Source organism: Pseudoalteromonas sp. XI10, assembly GCF_001469895.1.
Classification (GTDB): domain Bacteria; phylum Pseudomonadota; class Gammaproteobacteria; order Enterobacterales; family Alteromonadaceae; genus Pseudoalteromonas.
The window spans coordinates 1-26,385 of the sequence record NZ_LOPY01000011.1; the positions used below are offsets into that span (position 1 = coordinate 1).

Annotated in this window: 21 protein-coding genes and 1 tRNA gene; 1 reads left to right on the forward strand and 21 read right to left on the reverse strand. The window is 38.1% G+C overall.

The features are described 5' to 3' along the window. Positions 1–489 precede the first annotated feature (489 nt). The 19 genes from rfaH to AUR67_RS02010 all read right to left on the reverse strand — a co-directional run bounded on the left by rfaH (position 490) and on the right by AUR67_RS02010 (position 20,893). Complete coding sequence (rfaH, locus tag AUR67_RS01920) at positions 490–975, reverse strand: transcription/translation regulatory transformer protein RfaH (RefSeq protein ID WP_058583906.1); 486 nt, start codon at positions 973–975, stop codon at positions 490–492. A 125-nt stretch (positions 976–1,100) separates the two neighbouring features. Next, the gene (locus tag AUR67_RS01925; RefSeq protein ID WP_058583907.1) at positions 1,101–2,267 is read right to left on the reverse strand and encodes a nucleotide sugar dehydrogenase; all 1,167 of its coding nucleotides are present in this window, start codon (positions 2,265–2,267) and stop codon (positions 1,101–1,103) included. Between the two features lie 27 nt (positions 2,268–2,294). Continuing rightward, positions 2,295–4,223, reverse strand: coding sequence for a polysaccharide biosynthesis protein (locus AUR67_RS01930; protein WP_058583908.1), 1,929 nt, complete (start codon positions 4,221–4,223; stop codon positions 2,295–2,297). A gap of 147 nt (positions 4,224–4,370) precedes the next feature. Next, a complete protein-coding gene (locus AUR67_RS01935) occupies positions 4,371–4,919 on the reverse strand; it encodes a sugar transferase (RefSeq protein ID WP_058583909.1) in 549 nt (182 codons plus the stop codon). Beyond that, positions 4,919–5,806 carry an NAD-dependent epimerase/dehydratase family protein gene (locus AUR67_RS01940; protein WP_058583910.1) on the reverse strand — a complete coding sequence of 296 codons (888 nt, stop codon included), beginning with the start codon at positions 5,804–5,806 and terminating at the stop codon, positions 4,919–4,921. Before AUR67_RS01940 ends, AUR67_RS01935 begins: the two co-directional genes overlap by 1 nt. Positions 5,807–5,814: 8 nt before the next feature. Then, positions 5,815–6,819, reverse strand: a complete 1,005-nt coding sequence (locus AUR67_RS01945; RefSeq protein ID WP_058583911.1) for an acyltransferase family protein — start codon at positions 6,817–6,819, stop codon at positions 5,815–5,817. A 7-nt stretch (positions 6,820–6,826) separates the two neighbouring features. Then, positions 6,827–7,933: a glycosyltransferase gene (locus AUR67_RS01950; RefSeq protein ID WP_058583912.1), complete on the reverse strand. Its 1,107-nt coding sequence runs from the start codon at positions 7,931–7,933 to the stop codon at positions 6,827–6,829. Beyond that, a complete protein-coding gene (locus AUR67_RS01955; protein ID WP_058583913.1) occupies positions 7,920–9,260 on the reverse strand; it encodes a hypothetical protein in 1,341 nt (446 codons plus the stop codon). Before AUR67_RS01955 ends, AUR67_RS01950 begins: the two co-directional genes overlap by 14 nt. Further along, positions 9,253–9,840, reverse strand: coding sequence for an acyltransferase (locus AUR67_RS01960; RefSeq protein ID WP_058583914.1), 588 nt, complete (start codon positions 9,838–9,840; stop codon positions 9,253–9,255). The genes AUR67_RS01955 and AUR67_RS01960 overlap by 8 nt, the downstream gene beginning before the upstream one ends. Then, positions 9,833–11,077 (reverse strand): hypothetical protein, encoded by a 1,245-nt coding sequence (locus AUR67_RS01965; protein ID WP_058583915.1) that lies wholly within the window; start codon positions 11,075–11,077, stop codon positions 9,833–9,835. The genes AUR67_RS01960 and AUR67_RS01965 overlap by 8 nt, the downstream gene beginning before the upstream one ends. Then, positions 11,071–12,048 carry a hypothetical protein gene (locus tag AUR67_RS01970; RefSeq protein WP_058583916.1) on the reverse strand — a complete coding sequence of 326 codons (978 nt, stop codon included), beginning with the start codon at positions 12,046–12,048 and terminating at the stop codon, positions 11,071–11,073. The genes AUR67_RS01965 and AUR67_RS01970 overlap by 7 nt, the downstream gene beginning before the upstream one ends. Next, the gene (locus tag AUR67_RS01975) at positions 12,029–12,862 is read right to left on the reverse strand and encodes an NAD-dependent epimerase/dehydratase family protein (RefSeq protein ID WP_058583917.1); all 834 of its coding nucleotides are present in this window, start codon (positions 12,860–12,862) and stop codon (positions 12,029–12,031) included. The genes AUR67_RS01970 and AUR67_RS01975 overlap by 20 nt, the downstream gene beginning before the upstream one ends. Then, positions 12,859–13,923 carry a dTDP-glucose 4,6-dehydratase gene (rfbB, locus tag AUR67_RS01980; protein WP_058583918.1) on the reverse strand — a complete coding sequence of 355 codons (1,065 nt, stop codon included), beginning with the start codon at positions 13,921–13,923 and terminating at the stop codon, positions 12,859–12,861. The genes AUR67_RS01975 and rfbB overlap by 4 nt, the downstream gene beginning before the upstream one ends. Positions 13,924–13,934: 11 nt before the next feature. Further along, complete coding sequence (gene rfbC, locus AUR67_RS01985; protein WP_058583919.1) at positions 13,935–14,480, reverse strand: dTDP-4-dehydrorhamnose 3,5-epimerase; 546 nt, start codon at positions 14,478–14,480, stop codon at positions 13,935–13,937. Next, positions 14,477–15,358, reverse strand: coding sequence for a glucose-1-phosphate thymidylyltransferase RfbA (gene rfbA / locus AUR67_RS01990; RefSeq protein ID WP_058583920.1), 882 nt, complete (start codon positions 15,356–15,358; stop codon positions 14,477–14,479). The genes rfbC and rfbA overlap by 4 nt, the downstream gene beginning before the upstream one ends. 83 nt (positions 15,359–15,441) lie before the next feature. Next, complete coding sequence (locus AUR67_RS01995; RefSeq protein WP_058583921.1) at positions 15,442–16,404, reverse strand: Wzz/FepE/Etk N-terminal domain-containing protein; 963 nt, start codon at positions 16,402–16,404, stop codon at positions 15,442–15,444. 58 nt (positions 16,405–16,462) lie between these two features. After that, a complete protein-coding gene (locus AUR67_RS02000; protein ID WP_152996464.1) occupies positions 16,463–19,132 on the reverse strand; it encodes an SLBB domain-containing protein in 2,670 nt (889 codons plus the stop codon). A gap of 126 nt (positions 19,133–19,258) precedes the next feature. Next, on the reverse strand, positions 19,259–20,038 hold the full coding sequence (locus tag AUR67_RS02005) for a YdiY family protein (protein ID WP_058583923.1): 780 nt from the start codon (positions 20,036–20,038) through the stop codon (positions 19,259–19,261). Positions 20,039–20,074: 36 nt separating this feature from the next. Beyond that, positions 20,075–20,893, reverse strand: coding sequence for a mechanosensitive ion channel family protein (locus AUR67_RS02010; protein ID WP_054563554.1), 819 nt, complete (start codon positions 20,891–20,893; stop codon positions 20,075–20,077). Between the two features lie 279 nt (positions 20,894–21,172). On the opposite strand from AUR67_RS02010, the gene AUR67_RS02015 reads away from it, so the two are divergent. Next, positions 21,173–21,248 (forward strand) — tRNA-His (locus AUR67_RS02015). A 699-nt stretch (positions 21,249–21,947) separates the two neighbouring features. Here the strand turns inward: AUR67_RS02015 and nagP are convergent. Beyond that, entirely contained in the window at positions 21,948–23,234 is a 1,287-nt protein-coding gene (gene nagP, locus AUR67_RS02020; RefSeq protein ID WP_152996461.1) for an N-acetylglucosamine MFS transporter NagP, read from the reverse strand. 445 nt (positions 23,235–23,679) lie between these two features. Further along, positions 23,680–26,328: a family 20 glycosylhydrolase gene (locus AUR67_RS02025; RefSeq protein ID WP_058583925.1), complete on the reverse strand. Its 2,649-nt coding sequence runs from the start codon at positions 26,326–26,328 to the stop codon at positions 23,680–23,682. Positions 26,329–26,385: the final 57 nt, after the last annotated feature.

The following is a 26,385-nucleotide window of genomic DNA, read 5'->3' on the forward strand; positions in this document are numbered from 1 at the left end:
GATTGTAAATCGTTGCTTGTGTGTGTTTGCAAGCGGTATCGCGTTATTAATACAAAAGCCTACTTCGTAGGAGGCGTTTTAACGCCGAACATTTTTCCTCATTCACGGCTAAAGCCGTTCCTACGGGCTTCTCGCTTCTCGCTTCTCGCTTCTCGCTTCTCGCTTCTCGCTTCTCGCAAAATCTTGAAAGCAAAACTCTTTGCTTGTCTAGCCCTCCGGGCACGCTTCCGCCCCTAGGTTGCAGTTCCTACGTACTGATTTTATTATTTTTTGTTTTTTACGTGTTAAAGCTTAATGCCTACACCGTAGGAGGTGTTTTAACGCCGAACATTTTGAACATGTTCACGGCTAAAGCCGTTCCTACGTTAATGTCGCGCGGAATCACGACTTATAAATTATCCGTTCCGTAGGAGGCGTTTTAACGCCGAACATTTTGAACATGTTCACGGCTAAGGCCGCTTCTACGTTAATGTCGTTTTGAATCGCGACTTATAAACTGATTTCTTTATTATCTACACTTACGGTGACTTGTTTGTTCAATAAATTAACCAACAAAATGCTACGCATGTCACCATCTGACTCTTGGTAAATAGCTTGAACATTTTTAAATGACTCTGTGTTTAGGTAAACAACATCACCGGCTTTTGGTAGCGAAGATGTTACCTCACTCATATCACTCATAGATTTGAGTTGAGCAATTAACTGCTCAGGTACGATTTGAAATTTATGACCATAAGCAACAAAACCACTTACTCCACGGGTATTTTTTACCGCAGAAAAGTTACAGTTTTGCGAGTCTAGCTTTATAAATAAATAACTAGGGAAAAGAGGAGATGTACGAATTGATCGGCGACCCTTTACGATTCGCTCGATTTTATGTTCGGGAAAGAATACTTCAAAACCTTGGTTTTGAAGGTTAGTTTGAGCTCTTAGCTCTTGTTTTGATTTACAAAAAAGTAAGTACCAACTTTCCATAGTCACACCTAAAATACTCATTTTCCTTAAAACCAATCCAAAAGGATTGGTTTTTATGAGCCAGCGATTATACGCAGAGAATTTAGGCGTGTCTATTACAAAATTGTTATTACCCCAAGTGAGAACTAATCACTACCAAACAGGTCTCTGGTGTACACTTTTTCTGCAACATCATCGAGCTCAGTTACCATTCTGTTGGCAATAATTACATCTGCAGAAGACTTTAATTCAGCTAGGTCATGGGTCACTTTAGAGTTAAAAAAAGTTGCTTCATGTAATTCAGGTTCATAAACAATCACTTCAATACCTTTGGCTTTGATCCGTTTCATGATGCCTTGAATTGCGGATGCTCTAAAGTTATCAGAACCAGCCTTCATGATTAAACGATGAATACCCACTACCTTTGGCTTTCTGGCGAGGATCGACTCTGCAATAAAGTCTTTACGAGTAGAGTTTGCGTCTACAATGGCACGGATCATGTTGTTTGGTACGTTTTGATAGTTAGCCAATAATTGCTTGGTATCTTTAGGTAAGCAATAGCCACCATAACCAAAAGAAGGGTTGTTGTAATGACCACCTATACGAGGGTCTAAACTTACCCCTTCAATAATTTGTTTAGAATTTAAACCATGACTTTCTGCGTAGCTATCAAGCTCGTTAAAGTAGGCTACGCGCATAGCAAGGTAAGTATTTGAGAACAACTTGATTGCTTCAGCTTCGGTTGAATCTGTGAATAAAACTTCAATCCCTTCTTTAATAGCCCCTTGTGCTAATAAATTTGCAAATACTTCGGCACGCTCAGAACGCTCACCCACAATAATACGCGATGGGTGTAAGTTGTCGTACAGCGCTTTACCCTCTCTTAAAAACTCTGGAGAGAAAATAATGTTTTCTGTATTAAACTTTTGCTTAATGCTTTCGGTAAAGCCAACAGGTACAGTTGACTTAATAACCATTACTGCTGCAGGGTTTATTGCTTGTACATCAGCAATAACAGCTTCAACTGACTTGGTATTAAAGTAGTTGGTTTCTGGGTCATAATCGGTAGGCGTAGCGATGATGATGAAATCTGCATTTTGATAAGCTAATTGCTTATCTGTAGTGGCAGTAAAACTCAGTTGCTTATTAGCAAGAAAATCCTCAATTTCTGTATCTGATATTGGCGACTTCCCGGCATTTAGTTGCGCTACTTTTTCTTCAACAATATCTAGAGCTACTACATTGTTGTGTTGGGCCAACAACATGGCATTAGATAAACCAACATAACCCGTACCCGCGATTGTAATATTCATATATACCTAATTAAACTGCTTTATTTTTTACTTTGCATTCTTCAATACAGTTACATTTTCGTTATTTTTAACACTCTCGAGCCAATGGAGGTCACAAATACCATCTGTGGGATTGAAGGCTGTTGGTGCTTCTAACAACAACTTACGAATAGAGTGGTGATCGTTTAAATCACATGACGATTTAAGCTCAAGTAAAACTTGTTCAAGCTCATCCCATGGCATCTTAACTTCGTGTGCACTCATGATTCTTTGGTGATCTGTACCAACAACGTTATCACCAATTAATAGCTCTTCATAAAGCTTTTCGCCAGGTCGTAGGCCAGTACATTGAATTTCAATATCACCTTCTGGGTGTTTATTTGACTTCACTTCTAAACCAGAGAGGTGGACCATCTTGGTCGCTAAATCCATTATCTTAACTGGCTCGCCCATATCTAGAACGAAAACATCGCCACCTTTACCCATTGCACCTGCTTGTATTACAAGCTGTGCGGCTTCAGGAATAGTCATAAAATAACGAGTGATATCTTTATGGGTTAAAGTGATTGGGCCGCCTTGTTTTATTTGTTGCCTAAATAGCGGAACAACAGAGCCTGATGACCCAAGTACATTACCAAAACGCACCATAGTAAAGCGCGTAGTTTTTTGCGTATCAGATAATGCTTGTAGCACTAACTCAGCCATGCGCTTAGTTGTCCCCATAACATTCGTAGGACGAACCGCTTTATCGGTTGAAATTAGTACAAAGGTCTCAACCTTGTTCTCAATCGCAGCACGGGCAATGTTACTGGTACCAAAGATGTTATTTTTAACACCTTCTATAACATTGTGCTCAACCAAAGGAACATGCTTGTAGGCCGCAGCATGATAGATAGTTTGCACTTTAAATGACGAAAGTGTCATTGAGATGAGTTTAAAGTTTTGAATAGAACCAAGAATTGGCACTATTTCGATATTTAGGGAGTTTTGAAAAACGTAGTCTTTTAGTTCTTTTTCAATTGCATATAAACCATATTCAGAAAGTTCAAATAAGACTAGCTTCGCCGGTGAGTTTTTAACAATTTGTCGACAAAGCTCCGAGCCAATAGAGCCACCTGCACCTGAAACCAAAACAACCTTATCTTGAATATTAGCAGACATTAATTCGGAGTTTGGCTCTACTGGGTCACGTCCTAAAAGATCTTCAACACCAACCTCTTTGACTTGCTCTAAGCTTGTATTACCAGCAACAACATCGGCCATACCTGGGATTGTCATAACCTGTAATTTAAAAGACTCTATTTTATTTAGAATTTCTTTTCTACGACTTCCCCCTGCACTTGGAAGAGCTAATAAAATTTTACTTGCAGATTTACTATTTGCCACTGAGGGAATGTCATCAGGATGAAAAACATTAATACCTTGGATAAAGGTATTTTGCTTTTTAAGATCATCATCAATAAATGCAACTGGGGCATACTCCGGCCCATTGGCTAGAGCTGTGGATAATTGACGACCTGCAGAGCCAGCGCCATAAATAATTACATTCTCTTTTCTGCGCATTATCAGTTTACCGACAATTGCACGGACAGTTAACCGACTGCCACCAATAAACAATAAAGAGATACACGCGTAAATAACAGGAACAGTTCTTGGTACCTGAACGCCTAAAAAGAATGAGCTAGCAACAAAGTAAATTGTTGATAAAATTACACCAGCAAGAATTGCCCATAGAGCTTGTGAGTTTATGTACCTAAGCACAGCACGGTAAAGGCCTAACTTTATGAAACTAAGAAGGCTTAATGGAGTTATGGCAAAAACCAACCACCAATTTTTTACTTCGTGGAATTCATCAAAGTTATCTAAACGCAAGATAAAGGCCAGCCAAAAAGCTGTAAATATAAATACTGTATCAATAGCCACAGACAAAATACGTTTTTGGCTTCTTGGTAATTTCACAAGGTAATTAAGTAACAATCGAGGGCCCTTCCTGAGCTAAGTGTTCACATCTGTGCCGATTTTACTACAGCAACAACATTCATAACAATGAAATAATTTAACCTTAAACGGCTGCGAACTCTTTATTAGTTTGTAATAATGAGTGTAAATTTGTTACCAAGTCATTTACTTTACTCTATCACCACTACCACTGCCTGTTACTGTCATAAGTATTAGTTTGAAATACAGTTTTATATTTAATGTATCAATCATTTGCTTATCTACCTCAGCTAACTTAGCTGGCGTTGACATGTCTATTTCGTTTACTTGTGCTAAACCTGTAATTCCTGGTCGCACATCAAATACGTTTAATTTACTTCTTTCTAAGGTTAGCTCTTCTTGGTTAAATAGCCCAGGTCTTGGACCTACTAAGCTCATTTCTCCTTTTAGCACATTCCATAATTGCGGAATTTCATCTAATTTCGTCTTACGTAAGAACGACCCAAATGGAGTTATTGAAGCAGAGTTTGCTAGATGACTTGCCACTGATGCAGTATCAACCTTCATTGTTCTGAATTTTACCAAGATGAATGGCTTTTGATTACGTCCAACCCGCTCTTGTCTAAAGACTGGAGAGCCTGTATCAAATAAACCAATAATGAAAAGTATAATCAAAAAAGGAAAAGCAAATACCAATCCGAACAAAGCAATGAAAAAATCTAAAATACGTAACATTAACGTCTACCCATATTTATTTCTGTTAAAAGTTTGTCTGCTTTCGAAGAGTCGACCACAAAGTTATCAAGCAGGACATTTTCACGTTCTTTTTGCCCAAGAACTCTTAACCCTAAACGCAGCAATATCTCAGGAAAGTAAAAGTGCCTAATATTTACTTTTTGACTACCTGCAAGATAATTGAGTACTTGCTGAAGTGATAAAGCTTTTTCATCAGCTAATAGGTAAGTCTCACCATTTGCTTTGTCGGTCATTAAGCAAAGTTTGGTGAAACGAAGTAATTTATCTACTGATAAGTACGAACGCTGATTGCTAATTGCTTTGAAAGGAAATGCATGAACTTTAGAGACTAGTTTAGCTAAAGTTCTTATGTTCCCAGGTGCATCATGACTCAAAACAAGTGTAGGGCGAATTATAATGTAATTAATGCCTGAATCGGAACAAAAAGTTTTTACTAAGTTTTCTGCGGTGATTCTTGTTTGAAGCTGTGGCTCCCCTTCAATTAACGAAGAGTTTTCATTAACATCTAAATTAGCGAATTTACCGTGCACATATGCCGTACTAAAGTAAATAAACTTTTTTATATTATTGTTTTTACACGCTACTAATAAATCTTTTAGAGCACTAATATTGGTTTGCTCAAGCTCTTGAATAGCCGCTGCATGTTTATGAGCAAACGATGCCAAATGAATAACTTGAGTGCATCCTTTTAGCGCACTATCCCACTGTGAAAATTCAGATAAGTCACCAGTTACTACAGATTTGACTGCGGCTTGAGTAGTAATTTCGCTCTCTCTTTGTGTTATTGAGATAGAGAAATCTTTTGCTAAAAAATCAACAAGCTTTTTACCAATAAAGCCATTTCCACCTGTAATTAAGACTCCCATATTAACTCCTAAAAGAATCTATTCTTAAGTCTTAAACTCGGTGCTTCAACTAGTTTCCACGAAACTGTAGAAACAACAAAGATCGTCGTAAATAGCACTAAGTAAGATGAAACCGTATTAAACTCAAAACCATTTGCTATAAATAACTGAATGATCGGGAAATGAAAGATATATACACCGTATGAAATATCGCCTAACTTTTTAAATGAAAGTACATTAGGCAATGAAATAAATACCAATGTAATGAAAACAGCAATTACAAATGGCTGTAAGTAATAGAAATTGAGCCACATCAAAATAACTGATGCAATTAACAAGGCTGAAAATTGTCTTTTCAATATATCAAAGTATTTAAAGCAAAATATACCTGAAACAAAATACATCATTTGCCCTGGCAGCTGTGATGCCAGTGTTTCAGCCATTGGAATAGTATCTTTATGCAATAAGATAAAATCTTTATAAATGAATGATAATACGTAGATTACTAACATATATAAGTAACTATATTTACGCTCTAATAGCATGTAAATAATAGGAACCATGCAATAAAACATAACTTCTATTTTTAGAGTCCATAATGAACCATTAATGAAGGGCTCTGGGTTCGTTGAAAATACACCATCAATAGTAGGTGCTAAGAAATTCAGAAAAACCGCATTAGCTATAAAGTACTTAATTTCAGATGCATAGTTCCCAACCGAACTCCCGTCCCCGACCAGAAAATATAAACAGCTAGAAAACAAAATTAACAAAATATATGCAGGGTAAAGGCGAAGAAAACGCCCCCAAAAATAATTAATGAGCGTTTTTCTTCTGTCGTAACTCATATATATCAAAAAGCCACTAACAATGAAGAATGTAGACACAGCACTACCAGATAACCAATGTAGTGATTCACTAACTGACTCAGTCAGGGGGGTTTTAGCTAAAAAAGCTAAGTGTAAAAACACGACTGCCGTGGCAAGTACCAATCTTAAAAAGTCTAGGTTATTGCTTTTATAAACATACTTCATTTATGCACTACCTCAAAAGCGCCATGTAAGTTTCAAACCATGACTCTGAATCAGGAAATAACTGCGCTCTCGTGTGTGAGGCTAGCCGCGTATCGTTATACGTTTCAAGATCAAATAACTTACTTATTTGATTTACGCAATCATGCACATCATCTTCTTTGTAAATCACACCCGCTTGATCTAAAACTGAATGAGCATAATCAAGGTCTGGGGCAATAACTGGAAGATCGTAAAACATAGCCTCTATTAAAGGATTACCGAATGTTTCAGATTTTGAAGGAAAAATAGCCGCAAATGCAAAGTCTTGATAATATTGTTTAAGATCTGCCTGAGGTAACTCCCCTAGGTTATTGATCGGTAGTTGTTGTTCTTTTATAGCAGCTATAAATTCTGCAGCTTCAGCTATTGATTCATCAACCGTAATATTAATAACAACAGGTAATTCCTTTTCTTTTATTTCAGTAGCAAGCTTCAATAAAAATGCATGATTTTTATGTGCATAAAAGCGACTAACATAAAGTAGCTCTTTTACTTTAGGTAACTCTTGCTTAGCTTGAAAATTTGCAACGCTCTCTCTTTTGAAGTTATCGCTAATTGGGTTAAAAATAATTTCAGAATCAATTGTCACTTTTTCATTGAGCAATTTTTGCATGTAGCTACTTTGAACAACAACTGTGTCTACAGCTTTAACTGTTTTACCAAAAAGGTAACGCTTAATTTTCTCTGCAATTTTTGCAACTCCACCCAAATTACCATACAAACGATCATCAACGATGTATGGATGATGAAGTAAGACTACTTTTTTCTGATTACTTTTAATACCAAATAAAAAATTTCCGAAAGCAAGAATTGCTTTAGGCTTATATTGTTTTACTAATGAATTCATCAGTGAAAAGTTGACTTTAAACACATTCAATAAGGCCTTAATACTGCCAGGTACTACGTCAACAACTACAAATTTGCAATTTTCTGTCTCTGAGTATGTTAGAAACTCAGGCAAGTTTGGCACAATAAACACGAACTTCTCGCCGCTTTGTAATGCATTACGGATAAAATTATTAGCAATATTTTTGGGGCCTGCAGCAATCTGATTTGAAAAGTTAACGAGATACATTTTTCTTGCCCTCAAATAAGTAAATAAACAAAGTGAATAACATTAATAAAACGAATATGGTTAATGTATTAAAAATAAAAGCGTTTGAAATACCAAACCCTGTCAACATCATGAAGGCATAAAAAGAAACCCACAAAGGAGCAAACTTTGAACTGATCATTACCTGATAGAAGTATTTTAAAATCATACCTGTCAAAATTGCATACAAAATAACTCCAACAGGACCAAAGTGTACATAACCTGCAGTTACACGACTTAGAGGCCAACCTACAGGGATCATGTACTTAAATGGTGAATTAATTGCAACATTATTTCCCTGTGCGAAATTATAGATATAAACACCTTCATCTAGTGGTGGTTTAGCCTCATAAAATGAGCTTGGAATAAACCCTGTAAAGAAGTCCATAAATGTACTACCGAACCAAAGCTTATTTATAGAGTCAAAATATGGAAAGATAAATAGCGAAATATCAATATCACTGAATCGCTTAAATAACTCGCCCATATATGGCAAGGCGTCAGGTATTAAAGAGCCTGGATCTGACATATAGTAATCTAATGCTCCATCAACCCTTAAAATAGGTGCAAGAGAAGCAAAGAAAACTAAAAAGAATAATAAGAGTAAGTTTTTAACAGAAAATACATTTACATTTTTAATTTTATAGTTCCACATTAGAACTAAGAAAACTAAAAGTAGTAGTGGATTTTTTCTTTCACCGTAAGATGCCAACATGGCAAAGAAAAACACTGATATAAAAAATAGAAAAAGGTAATTTTTAAGCTTAATTTTTTTCAGTGACAAGTAAGTTATGTAGTAGCCTATAGAGAGCATCGCAGATATAAAAAAGATGTTCCTATACATTGCAGTACCTTGAACTACCAAGGTTTTATTATCCATATTACTTATCAGAAAGAAGAAACCGCCTACTTTATGAAGGAACAAAGCAAACATTAGTATAGTAAGGGCAATAAAGAAGTAGCTCGCATATTTAAATTTTACTACTTTCATGCCTACACCAATACTTGATACGCCAAAAAGTTTGCCCTTAGGTTCAAAAAAAGCCATGGTAAAAATACAAACAATTGCAAATATTAGCTTGTACATAACATGCTGAAAAAAGGCAAAACTAAAGTCATCTAAGTGGTAGATAACTTTTGGATGAAGCTCTTGCGGATTATGGGCTATAAAATATAGATATGGCACTTCGGCCATAGAAAACAAAATGAAAAAGGGAATTACATGGAAAAAGTCTTTCTTCCCCTTTTTCAAATAAAGAAGTAACAGCAATAGGACAATAAAATAAAAGGTTATAAATGCATCAATCATTGTATTGTTTTATTCTTTTTGCAGGTACACCACCAAAGATACATTGCTTTTCTGTAATTGACTTAGATACAACCGCAGCACTCGCAACAATCGTTTTTTCAGCAATACTTTCAGCGGTTTCTAATAAAATTGCACGTGTACCTAACCAGCAATTTGCTGCAATTTCCTTTTCTATACCAACAGGCTTGCTTTTAGGATCGTAGCCGTGGCTGTGGCTGTAAATAACAACTCCTTCTGATAACAAGGTGTTATTTCCAATCATTAATCCACCAGTGTGATCTAAATGGCAATTTCGGCATATATGTACTTTATCTTCGATAATGCATTCACCGGTGTTGTTCTCTGATACAAGCAATGTTCCTTTTCCAATGAAAACCCCATTGCCTATGGTTACAAGTTTGGGTGACTCAATTCTAGCACCAAACTCGATACGAACATTCTTACCTACTTTTTTACATACTGCCTTATAAAATAGAGTATTTAAAATATCGAAAAAGACTTTTAGAAAACGCAAAGGAATTCGTACACAGAAAAGTAGTAAGCCACTGTCTTGGTAAAGTTTCATAATACGATTAATCATTAGATAAGCCTATTTGCGAAAATATATATAAATAAACAACACAAGAAGTTAGATAATAAACACTAAACGAAATAGCTAAGCTCTCTGCACTTGCAGTTACAGCCAAAATATATATGCCCATTACTACCGCAGAAGTCAAAGCAACGTAAAAAAGTTGATATGTTTTATTCATAACTACCATTACTCGGTTGAATGCTAAAGCAATAGAATAGAATAAACAGATTAAAGTTACTTCTAAAAATAGATTCGCGGTATATTGCTCACCATATAAAAGTAAGAAATAATCGTAAAGAAAATAACCTATAGCAATGAAGAGAAGGCAAGATAAAAACATATAACGCAAAGCGTAGACAAGAAGTTGTTTTACATTGCTACCCGATTCATGGAGCTTCGTTAAGTTTCGTAAAACAATATTACAGATGATATTTAAAAGGATTGAACAAATCATAAACATCTGAAATGAAACATCGAATTCAGCAAGTGCTACAAAGCCATTTTCACTGTTAGCTGTTATATACCTTACAAACCAAAAGACAAAAGCATTAATTGCTGAACCTAAAATTACTGGCTTTATCGTATTAAATACACCTTTAGTTTTCTGAAAAAGCATATCGTATTTAATATTTTTTAAAACATGCATGTGATTTATCAAGACATTACATGCTTTGATTGCTAAATCTGTAAGCTGATAAATAAGCATATAAAATAAAGCTATTTCTACAGTAATATCTTCATATGTATTGAAAATAAAAGCGGCCGATAAAACGATGCTAATTACTGTTGAGAAGAAAATGACTTTATAGATGCCTTTCCCTATGTACACCGAGGTCGCATAGCCATTCAACAGAGTTAATGAGATCAATATTACTACTGTCAAAACTATTTGAAGTGTCAAAAAATCAAAAGAAGATAAACTTCCTAAAAATGAACTGCTTGACCATAATAATAAGCATAAGGTTGAGATAATTAATGCTGTAAATGCATAGAAAACACCATACGCAAGCACTGATACTCTACTAAAGCTCTCTTTAGAGCTTTCTTTAACAGCGAAAGGGTTTACTGCTGAGCTAAATGTAGTCTCAAATAAGTTAATTGTACTTCGCAAAAACACAAAAGTTCCATAAATATCTTTTGATGTGTAACGAGCAATTAAAATATTAAGAATTAATATAAAGCCTTTCGCTATTAAAGTACTAAGCATTAATAAAAATGCACTAGAAAAGAGTTTTTTTAGCATTGAATTAAACGCTCAACCCAGTTTTCTATAGAATAACTTTCATAAACTTCATTACTAACTGGAACATATGGTGAAGTTAGAAATTGTGCTAGTTCTTGCTCGTTCTGCTCGCCAATTACAAAAACATTTTCAGCTTTATAAAAAGGCTCTTCCATTACTAATTTATTGTTAGTAATTAGCTTTTTGTTTATTCCTAAGGTCTCAATGGTTCTCATTGTTAAGCCTGTTTGATCAGGGTGGCCATAATCAATAATGACCTCAGAATCACACATCACACGAGAAACATCTTGAGCACTCAGCTTATCGAACGAAACCTCTTCTATTGGTACCTTACGAAAGGACTTGTTAATAACTTTTAGCACTTTAAAGACGGGTTTGCTAGGGTAATAAAAAAATGTGAAAGCAGGTTTATTAAGGTTCTTTTCAACCAAAGAAGCCATCCCTAATACATCGCTAAAGCGATTAGAGTGTAATGTTCCAACAAAAGCAGCTGAGTATTTATTATCTGAGACTGAATTTGCCTTTCGGCTATATTCTTTGCTATAGAAAAGCGGTAAATACTCAAGGTGTTCTATATTTTGACAATCAACCCTATCAAATGATTTTATTGCATCAAAATACTTAAACTTCCCTTTAGCACCTTTCACATTAGACAGTGAGTCCCATGAGTAGTACACAAACTTTGCTTTGCTAAAAGTCTGCTTCATTTTATCAAGCAAAAACTCTGAAAGGCCTTCACCTTTAATGACAACAATCAACTCATAGTCGCCTTGCCAGTCAATCTCATTTATAAAGTACTTTTCTGTTAACTTACTTGTGAGGCTTGGCATTAACCTTGACTTTACTCGATCAAAGTTACTCTTTACATAAATGTGGTTAATCCAGTCTACAGAATGACCTTTTGACTCCATCACATTTATAATTTTTGTGTAATAGCCAAACGTATCTGGACTAAAGAGTAAAACTTTCATGCTTGTTGTAAAGTTCCGTAAATGAGTTAATCATTGATTCGAGATCGTCTTCAATTGTAGCCGGGCTAAAGTCAATCACACTTTGCAGCTTGCTAATATCAACTTCAGAAAAGGCTTCATTAACATTACTTTCAAACCAATTTACTTTACAGCCTGTTTTATCAGTCAAAACTTTTGCAATTGTATCTGCACGAGTGTTTCTTCCTGAAGCAATGTTAAATATTTCATTACTTTGAATGTCAGCTTTGGCTAACTTGTAGATTGCACTAGCTACATCAACTACTGAAACATAGTCTTTTTGATAGTCCTCGCGGATATACATATTTACTTCTTTTTTAGAGATCGAATCTCTAACTATTGAAGGTAAAAATAGAGGGCTGTTTACCGCTAATCCATAAACGTTACTTGGTCGAACTATGATTGCTTTATCTACTAGGTTTAATACTAAATTCTCAGCCGTAAGCTTTGTTAAGTTAAATAGCGCTCTGTTATCTTTAGCACAAACAGTGAGGTCAGCACTTTCACAACTTGCTTGCTGATTCATGTAAACACGTGTAGATGAAATATAAATAAACCTATCAAACTGGCTACTTTCAAGCATTTTTACTAGGTAACTGACGTTTGAATCGAGTACTTTCATTGGATTATTAGCGCAGTCTCCATGGCCTGCAGCATAAATCACCGTGCCTAATGCTTTAGTGAAAACACCCTCATCTAGCTTTTCTGGTACATAGACTTGCTCACCAGCCTCTCTAAGCTGCTTTACAATCTCACTACCTATGAAGCCTTTACCACCAATAACTGTGTAAATCATGCGCTGCCAAGCCTCTCACGTTGATAATTACCAGACTGGACATTTTGACACCATTGTGAGTTTGCTAAATACCATTTAATTGTTTTTAAAATACCTGACTCAAATGTTTCAAGTGGCTGCCAACCTAGCTCTTTGTTTATTTTTGAGGCATCAATTGCATATCTTAAATCATGGCCGGGCCTGTCTTGTACAAATGTAATTAACTCTTTAAAGTCATCTAAGCCAGCAGGCTTTTCTGCAATAAGATCATTCAGATGGTTACAAATTGTTGTGACTACCTCAATATTTTGTTTTTCATTGAAGCCACCAATATTGTATGTTTCGCCTAGTTTGCCCTCAGATACAACTTTATAAAGTGCTCTTGCATGGTCTTCAACAAATAACCAATCTCTTACTTGCTTACCATCGCCATATACAGGTAGCTTTTTACCCTCTAAAGCATTAAGAATAATTAGCGGGATCAATTTTTCCGGAAAATGATATGGACCATAATTATTTGAGCAGTTTGTTAGCACTACTGGTAGTTGGAAAGTTCTGTTCCATGCTCGAACAAGATGATCGGATGCAGCTTTAGACGCAGAGTAAGGTGAACTAGGCTCATAAGGCGTTTTTTCAGTGAAAAGACCCGTTTCACCTAAATCGCCGTATACTTCATCTGTTGAAATGTGGTGAAAGCGGAATACTGTTTTCTTTTCATCATTTAGAGAAGCATAGTAAGTTCTGGCAGCCTCGAGTAGCTCGTAGGTTCCAACAACATTTGTCTGAATAAATTCACCTGGTCCATCAATAGAGCGATCCACATGGCTTTCCGCGGCTAAATGCATGATAAAGTCAGGTTGAAACTTGGCAAACGTAGCGCTAACTATTTCTCGATCACAAATATCACCTTTTACAAAATGATATCTTTCATTTTGTTCTACAGATGCTAATGACTCTAAATTACCTGCATACGTTAGCTTATCGAAGTTAACTACTGTATGTTCAGTTTCATTTATTAAGAAGCGAACTAATGCTGAACCAATAAAACCAGCTCCGCCGGTTACAAAAATTGTTTTACTCATAAATTACTCGATTAGAAGGTAGGAGCATCTGCTAGCATTAAACCAGCTTCATCTTTTGGTGATAATAATGGCTGCATACCATTTACAAGAGGCCATTGAATCGCAAGAGTAGGATCATCCCAAGAAATGCTTTGTTCAAATTCAGGTGCATAATAATTTGTGCACTTATAAACAAATTCAGCAGATTCAGTTGTTACATAAAAGCCATGTGCAAACCCTTCTGGCACCCAAAGCTGTCTTTTATTGTCACTATTTAATAAGACACCTACATGCTTCCCAAAGGTCGGGCTATCCTTTCGAATATCAACAGCAACATCATAAACTTCTCCGGCAATCACACGCACTAATTTCCCTTGCGTTTGCTGCGTTTGATAATGCAGTCCTCTTAAAATACCTTGGCCAGATTTACTGTGATTGTCTTGCACAAAAGTTACATCTGCAACATGCTCTCGGAACCAGTCTTCACGAAACGTTTCTAAGAAAAAACCTCGCTCATCACCAAATACTTTAGGTTCTAAAATTTTTACATCAGGGATAGCTGTATCTATTATATTCATGAGAAAACCCTTCTTGAAAGTAGGCTCAACAAATACTCACCGTAACCACTTTTGACTAATGGAGCAGCTAATTGCTGTAACTGTTGCTCATTGATATATCCCATTCGAAAAGCGACTTCTTCAGGACAATTTACTTTTAATCCCTGTCTTTTTTCTATGGTTTCGATAAATTGCGCTGCTTGTAACAGGCTGTCATGGGTGCCGGTGTCTAACCAGGCCGTTCCGCGTCCCATAATTTCAACATTTAAAGAGTTAGTCTCCAAATATTGCTCGATAACATCGGTTATTTCTAGCTCACCTCTAGGTGAAGGTTCAACATTCTTTGCATACTCAACAACTTTATTATCAAAGAAATATAAACCTGGGACAGCATAGTTTGATTTTGGCGCTTCTGGCTTTTCTTCTATAGAAATCGCTTTGCCACTCTCATCAAACTCAACAACACCATATGAACATGGGTTTGCTACATGATAGCCAAAAACCGTTGCTCCAGACTCCCTAGAAGCAGCTAGCTGCAGTGACTTAACAAGGTCGTGGCCATAGAAAAGGTTATCACCTAAGATCAATGCGACATTGCTATTTCCAATAAACTCTTCACCCAACAAAAAAGCCTGAGCTAGACCATCTGGCGACGGTTGAGTTTTGTACTCAATATTGATGCCCCAATCTTTCCCATCACCCAGTAGTTCTTTAAAGCGGTCTAATTCTGCTGGCGTTGTTATGACTAGAATATCTTTTATGCCAGCATTCATTAAGGTAGCGATTGGATAATAAACCATCGGCTTATCATATACGGGCATAAGTTGTTTACTTACGACTTTCGTTAATGGGTAAAGGCGAGTACCGCTACCACCCGCTAAAATAATACCTTTAGTCATATAACTTCCATAATATTAATACCTGAATTTCAGGCTTAACTTTAAAAATGATATAGAGTGAGTTTCAAAATAGTGCTTAGTTATCAAGCACTTTCTTGCTCTCTAAAATAGTTCTTTCCTAAAACAATCAGAATGCCAATTAAAATCCCAAATAAGGCCCCAACAACACATATAAGCGCTCTTTTTGGACTTACTCTTTCTTCAGGAACTAATGCTGGATCGATAGTTTTGAAAACATACTCATCTCGAACTTCAGCGAACATAATTGTTTTAGCTTGTTCCTCAATAAGCTTAAAAAGTACAGTTTTAATATCTGCAACTTTTGTATTTTCAATTTGTTGCTTTAAAAACTCAGTGCTTTTAATTGCCTCGGCTACATCTCGCTCTTTCATCTCTTTGTTAATATCTTCGATGAGCCAAATTACCCATTGTTGGGCTATGTAGGGCGAAATATGTTCCACAGAAATTGTAATCATACCAGTGTCTTTTGAAGAATTTACGTAGACAATCTCTTTAAACTCTTTGTAAGCTTCTTGTAGTGATGGCTTTGGCTTAAATGGAGGGTTAACATCTCTGACCCAAGTCTTTGTTTTGGCATCATAGATATCTTCATCGTAGGATATAGTATTGGCTTCGTATGACCAGCTTTCAGCAGCCATTAAATCTAGCAAAATATTATGTCGCTCAATGAACTCACTTGTAAATTTTCTAGATTTTAATACTTCAATTGCTAATGCTGACTTATCAGAAGAACCTGCTCCTAAATCAATTCCAGCCATACTAGCTAGACCACCAAATTGACCAGCTAATGCAGCTAAACCACCTTCTCCTTGTCCACTATCAGCAGGAGAAAGTAGTGCTTCTGATTTATAAATATTTGGAAGGCTAAGCGCTAAAGCAACAGATAAACATGTAAAAATGACGGCTACTATTGCAATTGTTAACTTGCCTTTCCAAATAGTTAAGAAAAAGCCTTTAAGATCTACGCCTTCATCTTCAGCATACATACTTTGTTGAATATTCTGTGAATCCACACTTCTTTCCATTGGTAAGTTATCTCATTTATTTAAAGTTACTAAAATTAAATGCTCGGTAACTATTAAATTAAATACTGCTAATAGCGGCTACTGCTACACCCAACTGATATACGATTTGTGTTGCTGTACTCCACAAGGTTAAGTTATCCATGTAATCTGAATTCAGAGGTACAACAATGGTATCACCCGCTTCAAGTGTGTTTGTGTCATTTACAGCAAACCAACTACCAGTGGATGGAATTTTCACAGAGCCGTTTGCTTTGATGATATAAATACGCTCATCAGCTGCACGCTCTTTTAAGCCGCCACTAAGGTCAATGTAATCGTCAACTGTGATACCTTGTTTGAATAAATGCGAAGTTGCATAATTAACTTCACCTATAACACTAATTGAATCACGCTTACTTGGTACATATAGGGCATCACCATCTTGTAAAACGAGCTTTTGTTTATCTTCGACAATTAAAGGTAAATCAATAACTAGTCGACCTACTGCCTCAACACTTGAGAGGTCATTTAACAGCTTATTCATTTCATCATAAGACAGAGTACTGCTACTTACTGAGTTTTCGAAACTTTTTGACGCAATATCACGGCGCAAATCTTCAGAAAGTTTTGCAAGTTGCTGCTGCTCTTGTTTGCGAATTGCTTCACGAGTGAAGATAGCAGCATTAGGCGCGGCAAATTCAGAAAAACCACCTGCACGTTCAAGTAAATTGCTTAATGTTTCGCCACGACGAATTGTGTAAACGCCAGGGAATTTAACTTCCCCTCTTAATTGAACTTTCACGTTCTCTTGCCAGTTAGGGATAGAAAAAATATTTATACTATCTTTACTTCGTAATGCGATATTTTCACCATTACCACCTAGCATTGCTGCTTGCAGGTTAAATTTAATGTGTTTAACCTTTGACGCATCACCATTCATTATGCGAGTGATCTCAGCTTGCTCTGTGTAAGCAGATTCAAGTAAACCACCTGCAGCAGCTATCAAATCGTTTACTTCACTATTAACTGTAAGCGGATATACACCTGGGTAGGTTACGTGACCATTAATTTCTACAAGTTGCATCGCCACAGAAACTGAAGCTTGTTGTTTAAGTTTTGAAATAATTGGCTTTAATAAGCTGTAACGACTAAATACTGCATAATCTTCTGGCGATAATTCCTTGGTACCACTACCCAATCTCCCCTTAGAGATATCTTCAATTGATTTTGCATTGTCGCGTTCTAATTTAGGACTATCAACTGAACCTGTAACCCCAATATATTTTTCAAATTCTCTTTGCTGGTATTCGTGCCATTGCTTGACTTTATATTGCTGCTGTTGCTGCTCTTCGGTAAGCGCCATATTCGCAAGAGCACTTTCTTCTGCTTGTTTTTCTTGGTAGCGGCTAAACACAAATAATTTATCGTTAGCTTTCAGTTCTAGATCATGCTCAGCAGCTTTAACTATCGCTTGTGCTATATCAAATTGAAAAACTTGAATATCGCCTGCTACATTAACTTCACGAACAAGTAATCCGTATCCTAAGTCAGCCTGAGGCAGCAAGTCACCACGCACTGAAGTTAGAACGTCAGAGATGTGTTTACCTTGATGCCATTGATAATGACCCGGACGTGCAACGGCACCAATTAAACTAATACTGTTTTGATATTGGAAGCTCACTGGATTAAAACGAATACGATCGCCATCGCGAGGAGTGTAGTTAATTTGATTGCTACTAAAGTCAATTGATAATACTTCTTTCATATTATTGTTATTGAAGCGTTCAACAATTGCTTTTTTAGCGTAAGCTTGCGGCTTTAAACCACCCGCCATTTTTAATAACTGTGCTGCTGTTTCACCTTTTTTTAGCTCAAAAATAGCAGGGCGCTTTACTAAGCCTTCAACAGCGACTTGTGAGCCAACTGATGGGATAAAAACCACATCGCCAGGCTTTAAAATAATATCGTTGCTGCTATCACCGTTGATTAAAAGATCATACAAGTCAAAGTTTGCAACAACCTTGCCCGCACGTTTTACTTGAATATTACGCAGTGAAGCAATATCAGATACCCCACCACTAACAAATAGGGCATGCGATACGGTAGTCAGTGATGAAACAGAATAACTACCCGGTTTGTACGCTTCACCAAGCACTAGCACACGAATGCTACGAAGTTTGCCTACTGAAACAAATGCTTTAATACCAATTACTTCTTGTTCAACTTTTGCTTTGATTAACTCTTTGACTTCTGCAAAAGTCAGACCCGCCACTTGAACAGGACTTAAATTTGGAATGCTGATACGCCCTTCGCGGTCAACAACAACTTCATAGCTCTCGCTTTCTTTACCGTAAAAGTTGATGTTAAGTGTATCGCCACGACCAATTAAGTAGGTGTCGGGAACTGCTGCATTCTCGCTTGGCATAAATGATGTAGGCTCGCCAGCAAATAAGTCGTAACCAAAAGGCTTTACTTCATCAACTTTCGGAGCAAAGCGTTCTTCATCAGTTAATGGCTCATCATTTTGCTCTAGACGAGGTTGAACTGTAGGTTCTTGCTCAGCAGATTCACTTGAAGACTTTTTACCTGTAATGGTCGATAAGTCGACACCATACTGCTTTGCTAGCGCTTCTTGCTGTGCTCTAGGAAGCTTTTTAAATTGTTCGATTTGTGCGGCTGTAGGGGTAAAAGCCAATACTGATGCGGAAGTTAACAGCAAAAAAGTAATGAAAAGTCTTTTAAATAACATCACAGGTAGGGATATCCATAGTTCTACAGTCAAAAAGATTGTCTATTCTACCTGAAAATTACAGAAATAAAAAAGGGACTTTCGTCCCTTTTTGTCATTAAATTGTCAACAAAACGGTTTATTTAGTTAAAAACTGTAAACTAGCGTTAGTGACGTTTCTGTATCTGTGTTTTCTTTATCATCAGCAACATCTGAGTTGTGGGTGATGTTGTAAGCTACTTTCATTTGTAGTGAACCGTTGATCTTAGCAAGGATTGCAGATTCTGAACGCGTTTTAGTGTTGGTATCACCATATTCAACTGATACTAACTGAGTAAAACGTGCGCTGTCTGAAATTTGCCAGTTGTAATCAACTTTACCTAAGGCGATAGCTTCCCCCTCACGCTCACCTGCAAGTGAATTACCGTTTTCATCAACTTCTGTGCTGTCATCAGGGTATTGGAAGTACTTATAACCCGGACCGATTTCAGCGTTTAGCCACATGTCAGAACGGTCGATTAAGCGTAAACCGTAACCCGCTGAGATAACTGATTCGTTACGGTATGCACCAAAGTAATCAGATACGTGCGAACCGTAGATGAATAAGTGTGAGTGCTTTTCGTTTAATTTATAGTTACCTTGCGCTGAGATTGAGTACTTTTCGTTGGTACGCTGTGTTTCTTTTACACCTTGGTCGTTTTCGATCTCATCTTCTTTGTAGATGCCGTCTAACTTGTACTCGTTATTCCAGTTTTCTAGGTTATGTAATACCTTGATACCACCTTTAAGTGTGGTTGTTTCAGTGTTACCGCTTGTTACGATAGCACCTAATTCACTGGTTACATCCCAAGTTTTGGTTTCATCTGCTGCGAATGCGCTAGTTGCAGCACTTGCTGCAACTAGAATTGATAATGCTTTTAATTTCATTAAAAAATAACCTTTACTACTTGTACGTTAGACTTATTAGTCTTCTTTGTGCAAATGAACATCCATTTGCGGGAATGGGATTGTGATGTTGGCATCATCTAATGCGATCTTAATGTTTTCCATTAAATCGAAATACGTCGGCCAATAATCAGCTGAGTTAACCCATGGGCGAACTACAAAGTTTACGCTTGAATCTGCAAGTTCAGATACAGCTACTGTGTATGCTGGGTCTTTTAATAAGCGCTCTTCTTTATCTAAAACTGATTTAAGAACTGCTTTTGCTTCTTTAAGATCTGCATCGTAACCAACACCGATTACTAAATCGATACGACGAGTTGATTCACGAGAGAAATTTGTAATTGGGCTGCCCATAATTGATGAGTTAGGCATGATAATTACTTTGTTATCTGGTGTACGTAATTCTGTAGAGAAAATTTCGATTTTCTTAACTGTACCCGCTTTACCACCTGCTTCTACATAGTCACCTGATTTGAAAGGACGAAGTAAGATGATTAAAACACCTGATGCAAAGTTAGATAGTGAACCTTGAAGTGCTAAACCTACTGCTAAACCAGCCGCACCTAAAATAGCAATGAATGAAGTAGTTTCAATACCTAATTGAGATAGTGCCATTAAGATTGTTGCAGCAAATACAATTGCATAGACAATACTAGCAACAAATGAACCTACAGCTTTATCGACTTTCTTTTTATCAAATGCTTTTTCAGTTAAGCCTTCGCAGAATTTAGCGATGCGACCACCGATGAAGAAAATGATTAGCGCTAGAACCGCCTGAACGGCGTAATGTATGATTAAACCTGAATTCTCGTTGATCCAGTTCATTATTGTATCCATGTTCTCTCCTGAAGTTCATTTGTAGCGTCACGCTGTACAAATTATATATGATCTTTGGTTAAAAAATCATTAAATTACGCATAAAACTACGAAATGAGTATTTGCTCAATTACAAAAGCCGCAAGTCTAATCTGCGAAACTGAACGCGAGCTGACCAGTAATGGTTTTCTGAATTTTCTGAGGCAAATAAGTTTTTTCTACTTTTTTCAATTTAGGGCTTCACAAGCCAACCTTAATTATGTAATATGCGCGCCACACCAAACGAGGTGTATCTCAGTGGCGGCTGTAGCTCAGTTGGTAGAGCCCCGGATTGTGATTCCGGTTGTCGTGGGTTCAAGCCCCATCAGTCGCCCCACTTCTCCCCCTTTGTAAATCCCTATATTTTCCTAAATATTTCTACTTCAATCTCAAGACTTAGTTTAATCTTCGATACCTGTTTTCAGATCTAAAAGCCGTCAGCTTTCAGCTGTCAGTTTTGAGCCGAACTGTGTTGTTTGTTGGTACCGTATTGATTTGTCGTCTGGGTGTTGAATGTAAGACGCGCCAAGCAAGCGTGACGCCTACATGGTAGGAGGCGTTTTAACGCCGAAGTCTTTAAGGATAATTCACGGCTGAAGCCGTTCCTACGAACGAGAGCTGCGAGGTGCGACATACGAGATACGATATGCGAGATGCGAGATGTGAAATATTGTAGGCGTGAAACTTATTTCGCGCGAAATGTTAGCAGCTGTGCCGTGTTTGAGACACGCCAAGCAAGCGTGACGCCTACGATGTAGGAGGTACTTTAGTGCCGAAGTCTTTAGGATAATTCACGGCTAAAGCCCTTCCTACAAACGAGAGATTACAGATGCGCGGTATTGTAGGCGTTAAATTTATTTCGCGCGAAAGCCTAGCACCTAGAGCCTACCCCCTAATACCTAACACCTAATTTTTTTAAACCCCAAACAAAAAATGCCACCTTTCGGTGGCATTACACACGGGATTATTTCTATTTACTAGAAATGCTTTTCAAAGTCCAAGGCGGTGCGCTTTACACCCAACCTCAAACTCATAATTACTTCCAACTTTTCATCTTGTGGCCTTTAACAGCATAGAAAAGTATGAATAAATAACAAGGCAACATCACAATATAAGCCATTTGTTGTGCTTCTGCGCTTTTTACGCCGCCACTTGCCAGGCCCCAAAATAATGGGCCGAATGCGCCACCGGCAATACCCATAACGAGCAGGCCTGAGCCTACACTAGTTAGCTTGCCTAAACCAGATAATGCTAACGGCCAAACTGCAGGCCAAACAATCGCATTAGCAAAGCCTAGCACAGCAATGAGCAATAAGGTATCAGGCAGTACCGATTTTAGGCCAAATAATGTTGATATAAATACAGTTTCATTACTACCTGTAACTATCGCTAGGGTTAACACACAACCCAATACCGCTGAAATAGTTAGCGCTGTTTGCTGCGATAACACTCGTGGGATAAGTAAAATCCCTAAAAAGTAACCTAGCACCATACAACCCATGGTGTACGATGTCATAACACTGTATTTTTCAACACCTAAAGACAATGCAAAGCTGCCAATGGTATCACCTGCGATAACCTCAACGGCTACATAAACAAAAAGTGCCACAATCCCTAAGGCAAGACTCGGATGGCTAAGCGCTTCTTTTACCTGCCCAGGTTTTTGTTCATCAACGTCGTCATCAATTAACTCTGGTAATGGCATTTTAGTAACTGCAAAGCCGAGTATACCAATAAAAATAGCCATCCCTAAATACGGTAAAATTAAGCCATTGGCCATTGCATCAATATCAGTTTGGCTAAGCTCTTTACCTACAAAGCCTTTAAAATCGCTGAGTATCAGAGCAGTAAATACAATCGGTGCTACAACGCCCGCACCTTTATTTAATATACCCATAATACTAACGCGAGCCGCGGCTGATTCTTCAGGGCCGATTCTGACTACGTATGGATTAACCGCTGTTTGTAATAACGTTTGCCCAGCCCCCATAACAAGTTGAGCGAATAAAAACAGTGCAAAAACTTGCGTTTTTGCCGCAGGAGTAAACAGCAAACCTGCCACCATCATGGTCGCCATACCCAGCGCCATACCGTTTTTATAACCTACCTTTCTGATGATCATCGCCGAAGGCAGGGCCGTAAAAGTCACGGCGATATAAAACGAGAAAATAATCAGCGATGCCTGAAACGGTGAAAGCTGCAAAATTTGCTGTAAAAATGGCATCAGTGAACCATTTAACCATGTAGCAAAACCCAGTATAAAAAACAGCGTGGCAACAATCGCCATAGGCACAACACTGCTTTGTTTATTCATTTCAGACATAACATTTCCCATAACAGCACAGTTCGACTCTACAGCGCTGCTGATTCAGATGATTATATAAAATAGATATTAAATATTTATAACACTATCGCAACAAAAATGACAGCGCTGACATATTTTTTAGGTCCCGTAGGCGTGAAATTTATTTCGCGCGAAGTTTAGGAATTAGCCGTCAGCTTTCAGCTGTCAGTTTTGAGCCGAACGGTGTTGAATGTAAGACGCGCCAAGCAAGCGTGACGCCTACGATGTAGGAGGCGTTTTAACGCCGAACAGATTTGACCTATTCACGGCTAAAGCCGTTCCTACGAGGTCCGGGGTTCGAGGTATTGTAGGCGTGAAATTTATTTCGCGCGAAGTTTTAAGGCCGCCAGATTTTAGCCAGACGCGTAAGCAAAAATGACGCCTACACTTTGCTGTAGACGTCACATTTATTCATCGCAAAACATTACTCACCAACAACGGTCACGCGGCTGGTTTGTTTTGCGTTTAAGCGGGTTCGTAGCGCAACTTTTGCATTGTTATCAACCTTCACAGGCTCGGCATAAGTTTGCCAGCTTTGTCCGTTGTCTAAGCTGTATTCAATGCTCAAATAAGCAAATGCGCTGTTGGCATATAACTTCCCATTTTCAATCACACCGCCTGGTACTGGTAAATGCAGATTGATGCCATCTTTAGCTAACTTATCAAGCTCTTTTAAGCCTACAGCACTTGAGAACTCAGCCCAGTCTTTTGCTTGTTTTTTACTATTGACGTTTTCGCCTTCCCAATCGGCTTTATGCCAAGCACGCTCTGCCACTGACAAAATACGCGGGAAGATCATTGCTAATACTTGCTCTTCAGTGCGGATTGTCTCTGACCATACCTGACCTTGCATGCCTAGAATGTTCTCTGGTTTTTCAAGTTTAGGTAACGGGCGACCCACCAACGCTTCTAAATTAACTATTGGCTCACGAGTACGGGTGTAATCGGCATTGGCATACACGTCATCAGGCATGTAATTAAAGGCTTTTTTAGTATCTGTGTAACGAGTGGCCCAGTAATAACCACGCTCTTGTGGGCTTGCTTCGTATGGGTGGTCAAAGTACAAATGCGTACCGTGTGATAACACCACTTGATAACCGGCATTTGCTAGGCGGTATGCTCTATCGGCAACGCCCCATTCCCAAATGTTATCCCAAGTATTTACGGTAAAGGTTTTATTAGGGAACTCATCACGTTTAAACGAATTTTCGCGGTCATACATGATGCCATCTTCCCAAATACCCGGAGAAATACCGCGTTTTTCAAGTAAGGTTGCAACACGTTGTGTGAAATAAGGTTTTAAATCAGCGGGGCCAGCTACACCGTTATTTGGATTGGCAAATAACGCCTGACAGATCGGCGAGCCTATCCACGAACCTGCTCCAACTTCATCACCACCAATATGCAGGTTCTTTAACTGCACACCTGCTTCGCGGTACATCTGCTGAAGTTCATAAGTTACTTTATCTAAAAATGCGTAGGTAGAGTCCATACACACATTCATTGAGTTATCTTTGTAGTTTTGTACCGTCATGTACACAGAGGTATCTTTTGGATCAGTAAGCAAATATTGCGTTGCTGGTCCCATATCTATGCGTTGAATTTCTTTGTTTGCAGAGCGCGTTTTAATGTTGTTTTTAGCGGCTTTCTCAGCTTCTTCTAACATGTTGTGATAACGTGCTTCCATCGCTTTGATTGAGGCACGTGCATGGCCAGGGCCTTCAACTTCAGGGATGATTTGAATGTGGCGGTCTTTCGCAAACTTTAATAGCTCAACAAACTCATCACGTTTCAGATAACCATTACCTGAGCCTGATTTAAACGGCCCAGTGCCAAGTTGAGTTAATAAACACTCGCGCTCTTCTAAATCAAAGCAGCGATAGCCACCAACGTCTGTGAGCTCTGGTAGACCGGGGATCTCAAGTCGCCAACCTTCATCTTCTGAAAAGTGCCAGTGTAGCTTATTCATTTTATAGCGAGCCATTTGCTCAACCAGCTTGAACATTGCTTCTTTGCCATGATAGTTACGTCCATTATCGTAATGCATACCACGCCAACCATAACGTGGTGAGTCTTCAAGTTCTAACTGCGGTAAACTGGCACTGCCTTGGCTATTTGCAGGAATGAGGTTCAATAAGCTTTGCATCGCATAAAACACACCGGCGTTATCGCTACCTACGATAGTGATCACTTCATCATCAATCTCTAGAGTGTAGCTTTCAGCTTTTGCATTATTGAGTTTAGGGTCGACTTTTAAGCGTATTACTTTGTCTTTGCCAACATTGATATGATCAGGCTGTGCTTTAAGGCTAATGCCATAGTCATCTTGTAAGTCTTGCATAAACACCATAACTTCGTGCTTAAGCTGACCTTGATAACTGATTTGCCAATTATTGTTTAACGTTGCGCTGCCACGATTAAAATCGACTTTACGAGGCTTAGGGATAATACGCTTTAAAGCATCGTCTTTACTGACCGTAACCTTATCAGCGCTATTACGCTCATAACGTACTTTTGCCGTTGCTAAAACCGATAAATCTTTTGGCTCATTGTAACGGCGTAACTGATTTTCACGGGTAAATGGCGTAACAAACTGTTTAAAGTCTTCAGTGTCGGTGTTGGCAAATACGGCTGGTTTATTCTTACCCGAAACAAAAAATGCCCGTGGCATAAAGTCACTGTAAGCAACAATCCATACTTGCGCGTCAAACGGCAACTCTAAACTTTCACCTGCGGCTAAACCTTTAAAAGAGCTCGTTGGTACGATGCGATGAAGGTCACCATTAACGTGTTCAATGTTTAGGCCCGCAACATGCTCGGTTGAGATTTTACGAACAGAGTGAATATAAAGCTGCCAGTCGCTCTCGCCTGCAGGCAACGCCACATCAGAGCCATTATTGAGGGTAATTTTTCCTAAAAAGCCCGCATCTTTATTACGAAAGTTATCTTCTACTGAAAACAGCAGTTCGGTACCTTTCGCAAACTGATCAACTTGCGATTGAGTTAATGCTGCACTAGCCATTAAAGGCGCAGTCGCAAGCATTACCGCGAATAGTGACTTCTTAAAATCCATTACTTTCTCCTCGTTTAAGCCCTGAGTGTACGGTATTTCTGCGTACTATTTTTCATT

What these genes read in the sequence shown, in the direction of transcription:
- rfaH (WP_058583906.1), bottom strand. Translation starts at nt 975, where the DNA reads ATGGAAAGTTGGTACTTACTTTTTTGTAAATCAAAACAAGAGCTAAGA.
- AUR67_RS01925 (WP_058583907.1), bottom strand. Translation starts at nt 2,267, where the DNA reads ATGAATATTACAATCGCGGGTACGGGTTATGTTGGTTTATCTAATGCC.
- AUR67_RS01935 (WP_058583909.1), bottom strand. Translation starts at nt 4,919, where the DNA reads ATGTTACGTATTTTAGATTTTTTCATTGCTTTGTTCGGATTGGTATTT.
- AUR67_RS01940 (WP_058583910.1), bottom strand. Translation starts at nt 5,806, where the DNA reads ATGGGAGTCTTAATTACAGGTGGAAATGGCTTTATTGGTAAAAAGCTT.
- AUR67_RS01945 (WP_058583911.1), bottom strand. Translation starts at nt 6,819, where the DNA reads ATGAAGTATGTTTATAAAAGCAATAACCTAGACTTTTTAAGATTGGTA.
- AUR67_RS01950 (WP_058583912.1), bottom strand. Translation starts at nt 7,933, where the DNA reads ATGTATCTCGTTAACTTTTCAAATCAGATTGCTGCAGGCCCCAAAAAT.
- AUR67_RS01955 (WP_058583913.1), bottom strand. Translation starts at nt 9,260, where the DNA reads ATGATTGATGCATTTATAACCTTTTATTTTATTGTCCTATTGCTGTTA.
- AUR67_RS01960 (WP_058583914.1), bottom strand. Translation starts at nt 9,840, where the DNA reads ATGATTAATCGTATTATGAAACTTTACCAAGACAGTGGCTTACTACTT.
- AUR67_RS01965 (WP_058583915.1), bottom strand. Translation starts at nt 11,077, where the DNA reads ATGCTAAAAAAACTCTTTTCTAGTGCATTTTTATTAATGCTTAGTACT.
- AUR67_RS01970 (WP_058583916.1), bottom strand. Translation starts at nt 12,048, where the DNA reads ATGAAAGTTTTACTCTTTAGTCCAGATACGTTTGGCTATTACACAAAA.
- AUR67_RS01975 (WP_058583917.1), bottom strand. Translation starts at nt 12,862, where the DNA reads ATGATTTACACAGTTATTGGTGGTAAAGGCTTCATAGGTAGTGAGATT.
- rfbB (WP_058583918.1), bottom strand. Translation starts at nt 13,923, where the DNA reads ATGAGTAAAACAATTTTTGTAACCGGCGGAGCTGGTTTTATTGGTTCA.
- rfbC (WP_058583919.1), bottom strand. Translation starts at nt 14,480, where the DNA reads ATGAATATAATAGATACAGCTATCCCTGATGTAAAAATTTTAGAACCT.
- rfbA (WP_058583920.1), bottom strand. Translation starts at nt 15,358, where the DNA reads ATGACTAAAGGTATTATTTTAGCGGGTGGTAGCGGTACTCGCCTTTAC.
- AUR67_RS01995 (WP_058583921.1), bottom strand. Translation starts at nt 16,404, where the DNA reads ATGGAAAGAAGTGTGGATTCACAGAATATTCAACAAAGTATGTATGCT.
- AUR67_RS02000 (WP_152996464.1), bottom strand. Translation starts at nt 19,132, where the DNA reads ATGTTATTTAAAAGACTTTTCATTACTTTTTTGCTGTTAACTTCCGCA.
- AUR67_RS02005 (WP_058583923.1), bottom strand. Translation starts at nt 20,038, where the DNA reads ATGAAATTAAAAGCATTATCAATTCTAGTTGCAGCAAGTGCTGCAACT.
- AUR67_RS02010 (WP_054563554.1), bottom strand. Translation starts at nt 20,893, where the DNA reads ATGGATACAATAATGAACTGGATCAACGAGAATTCAGGTTTAATCATA.
- nagP (WP_152996461.1), bottom strand. Translation starts at nt 23,234, where the DNA reads ATGTCTGAAATGAATAAACAAAGCAGTGTTGTGCCTATGGCGATTGTT.
- AUR67_RS02025 (WP_058583925.1), bottom strand. Translation starts at nt 26,328, where the DNA reads ATGGATTTTAAGAAGTCACTATTCGCGGTAATGCTTGCGACTGCGCCT.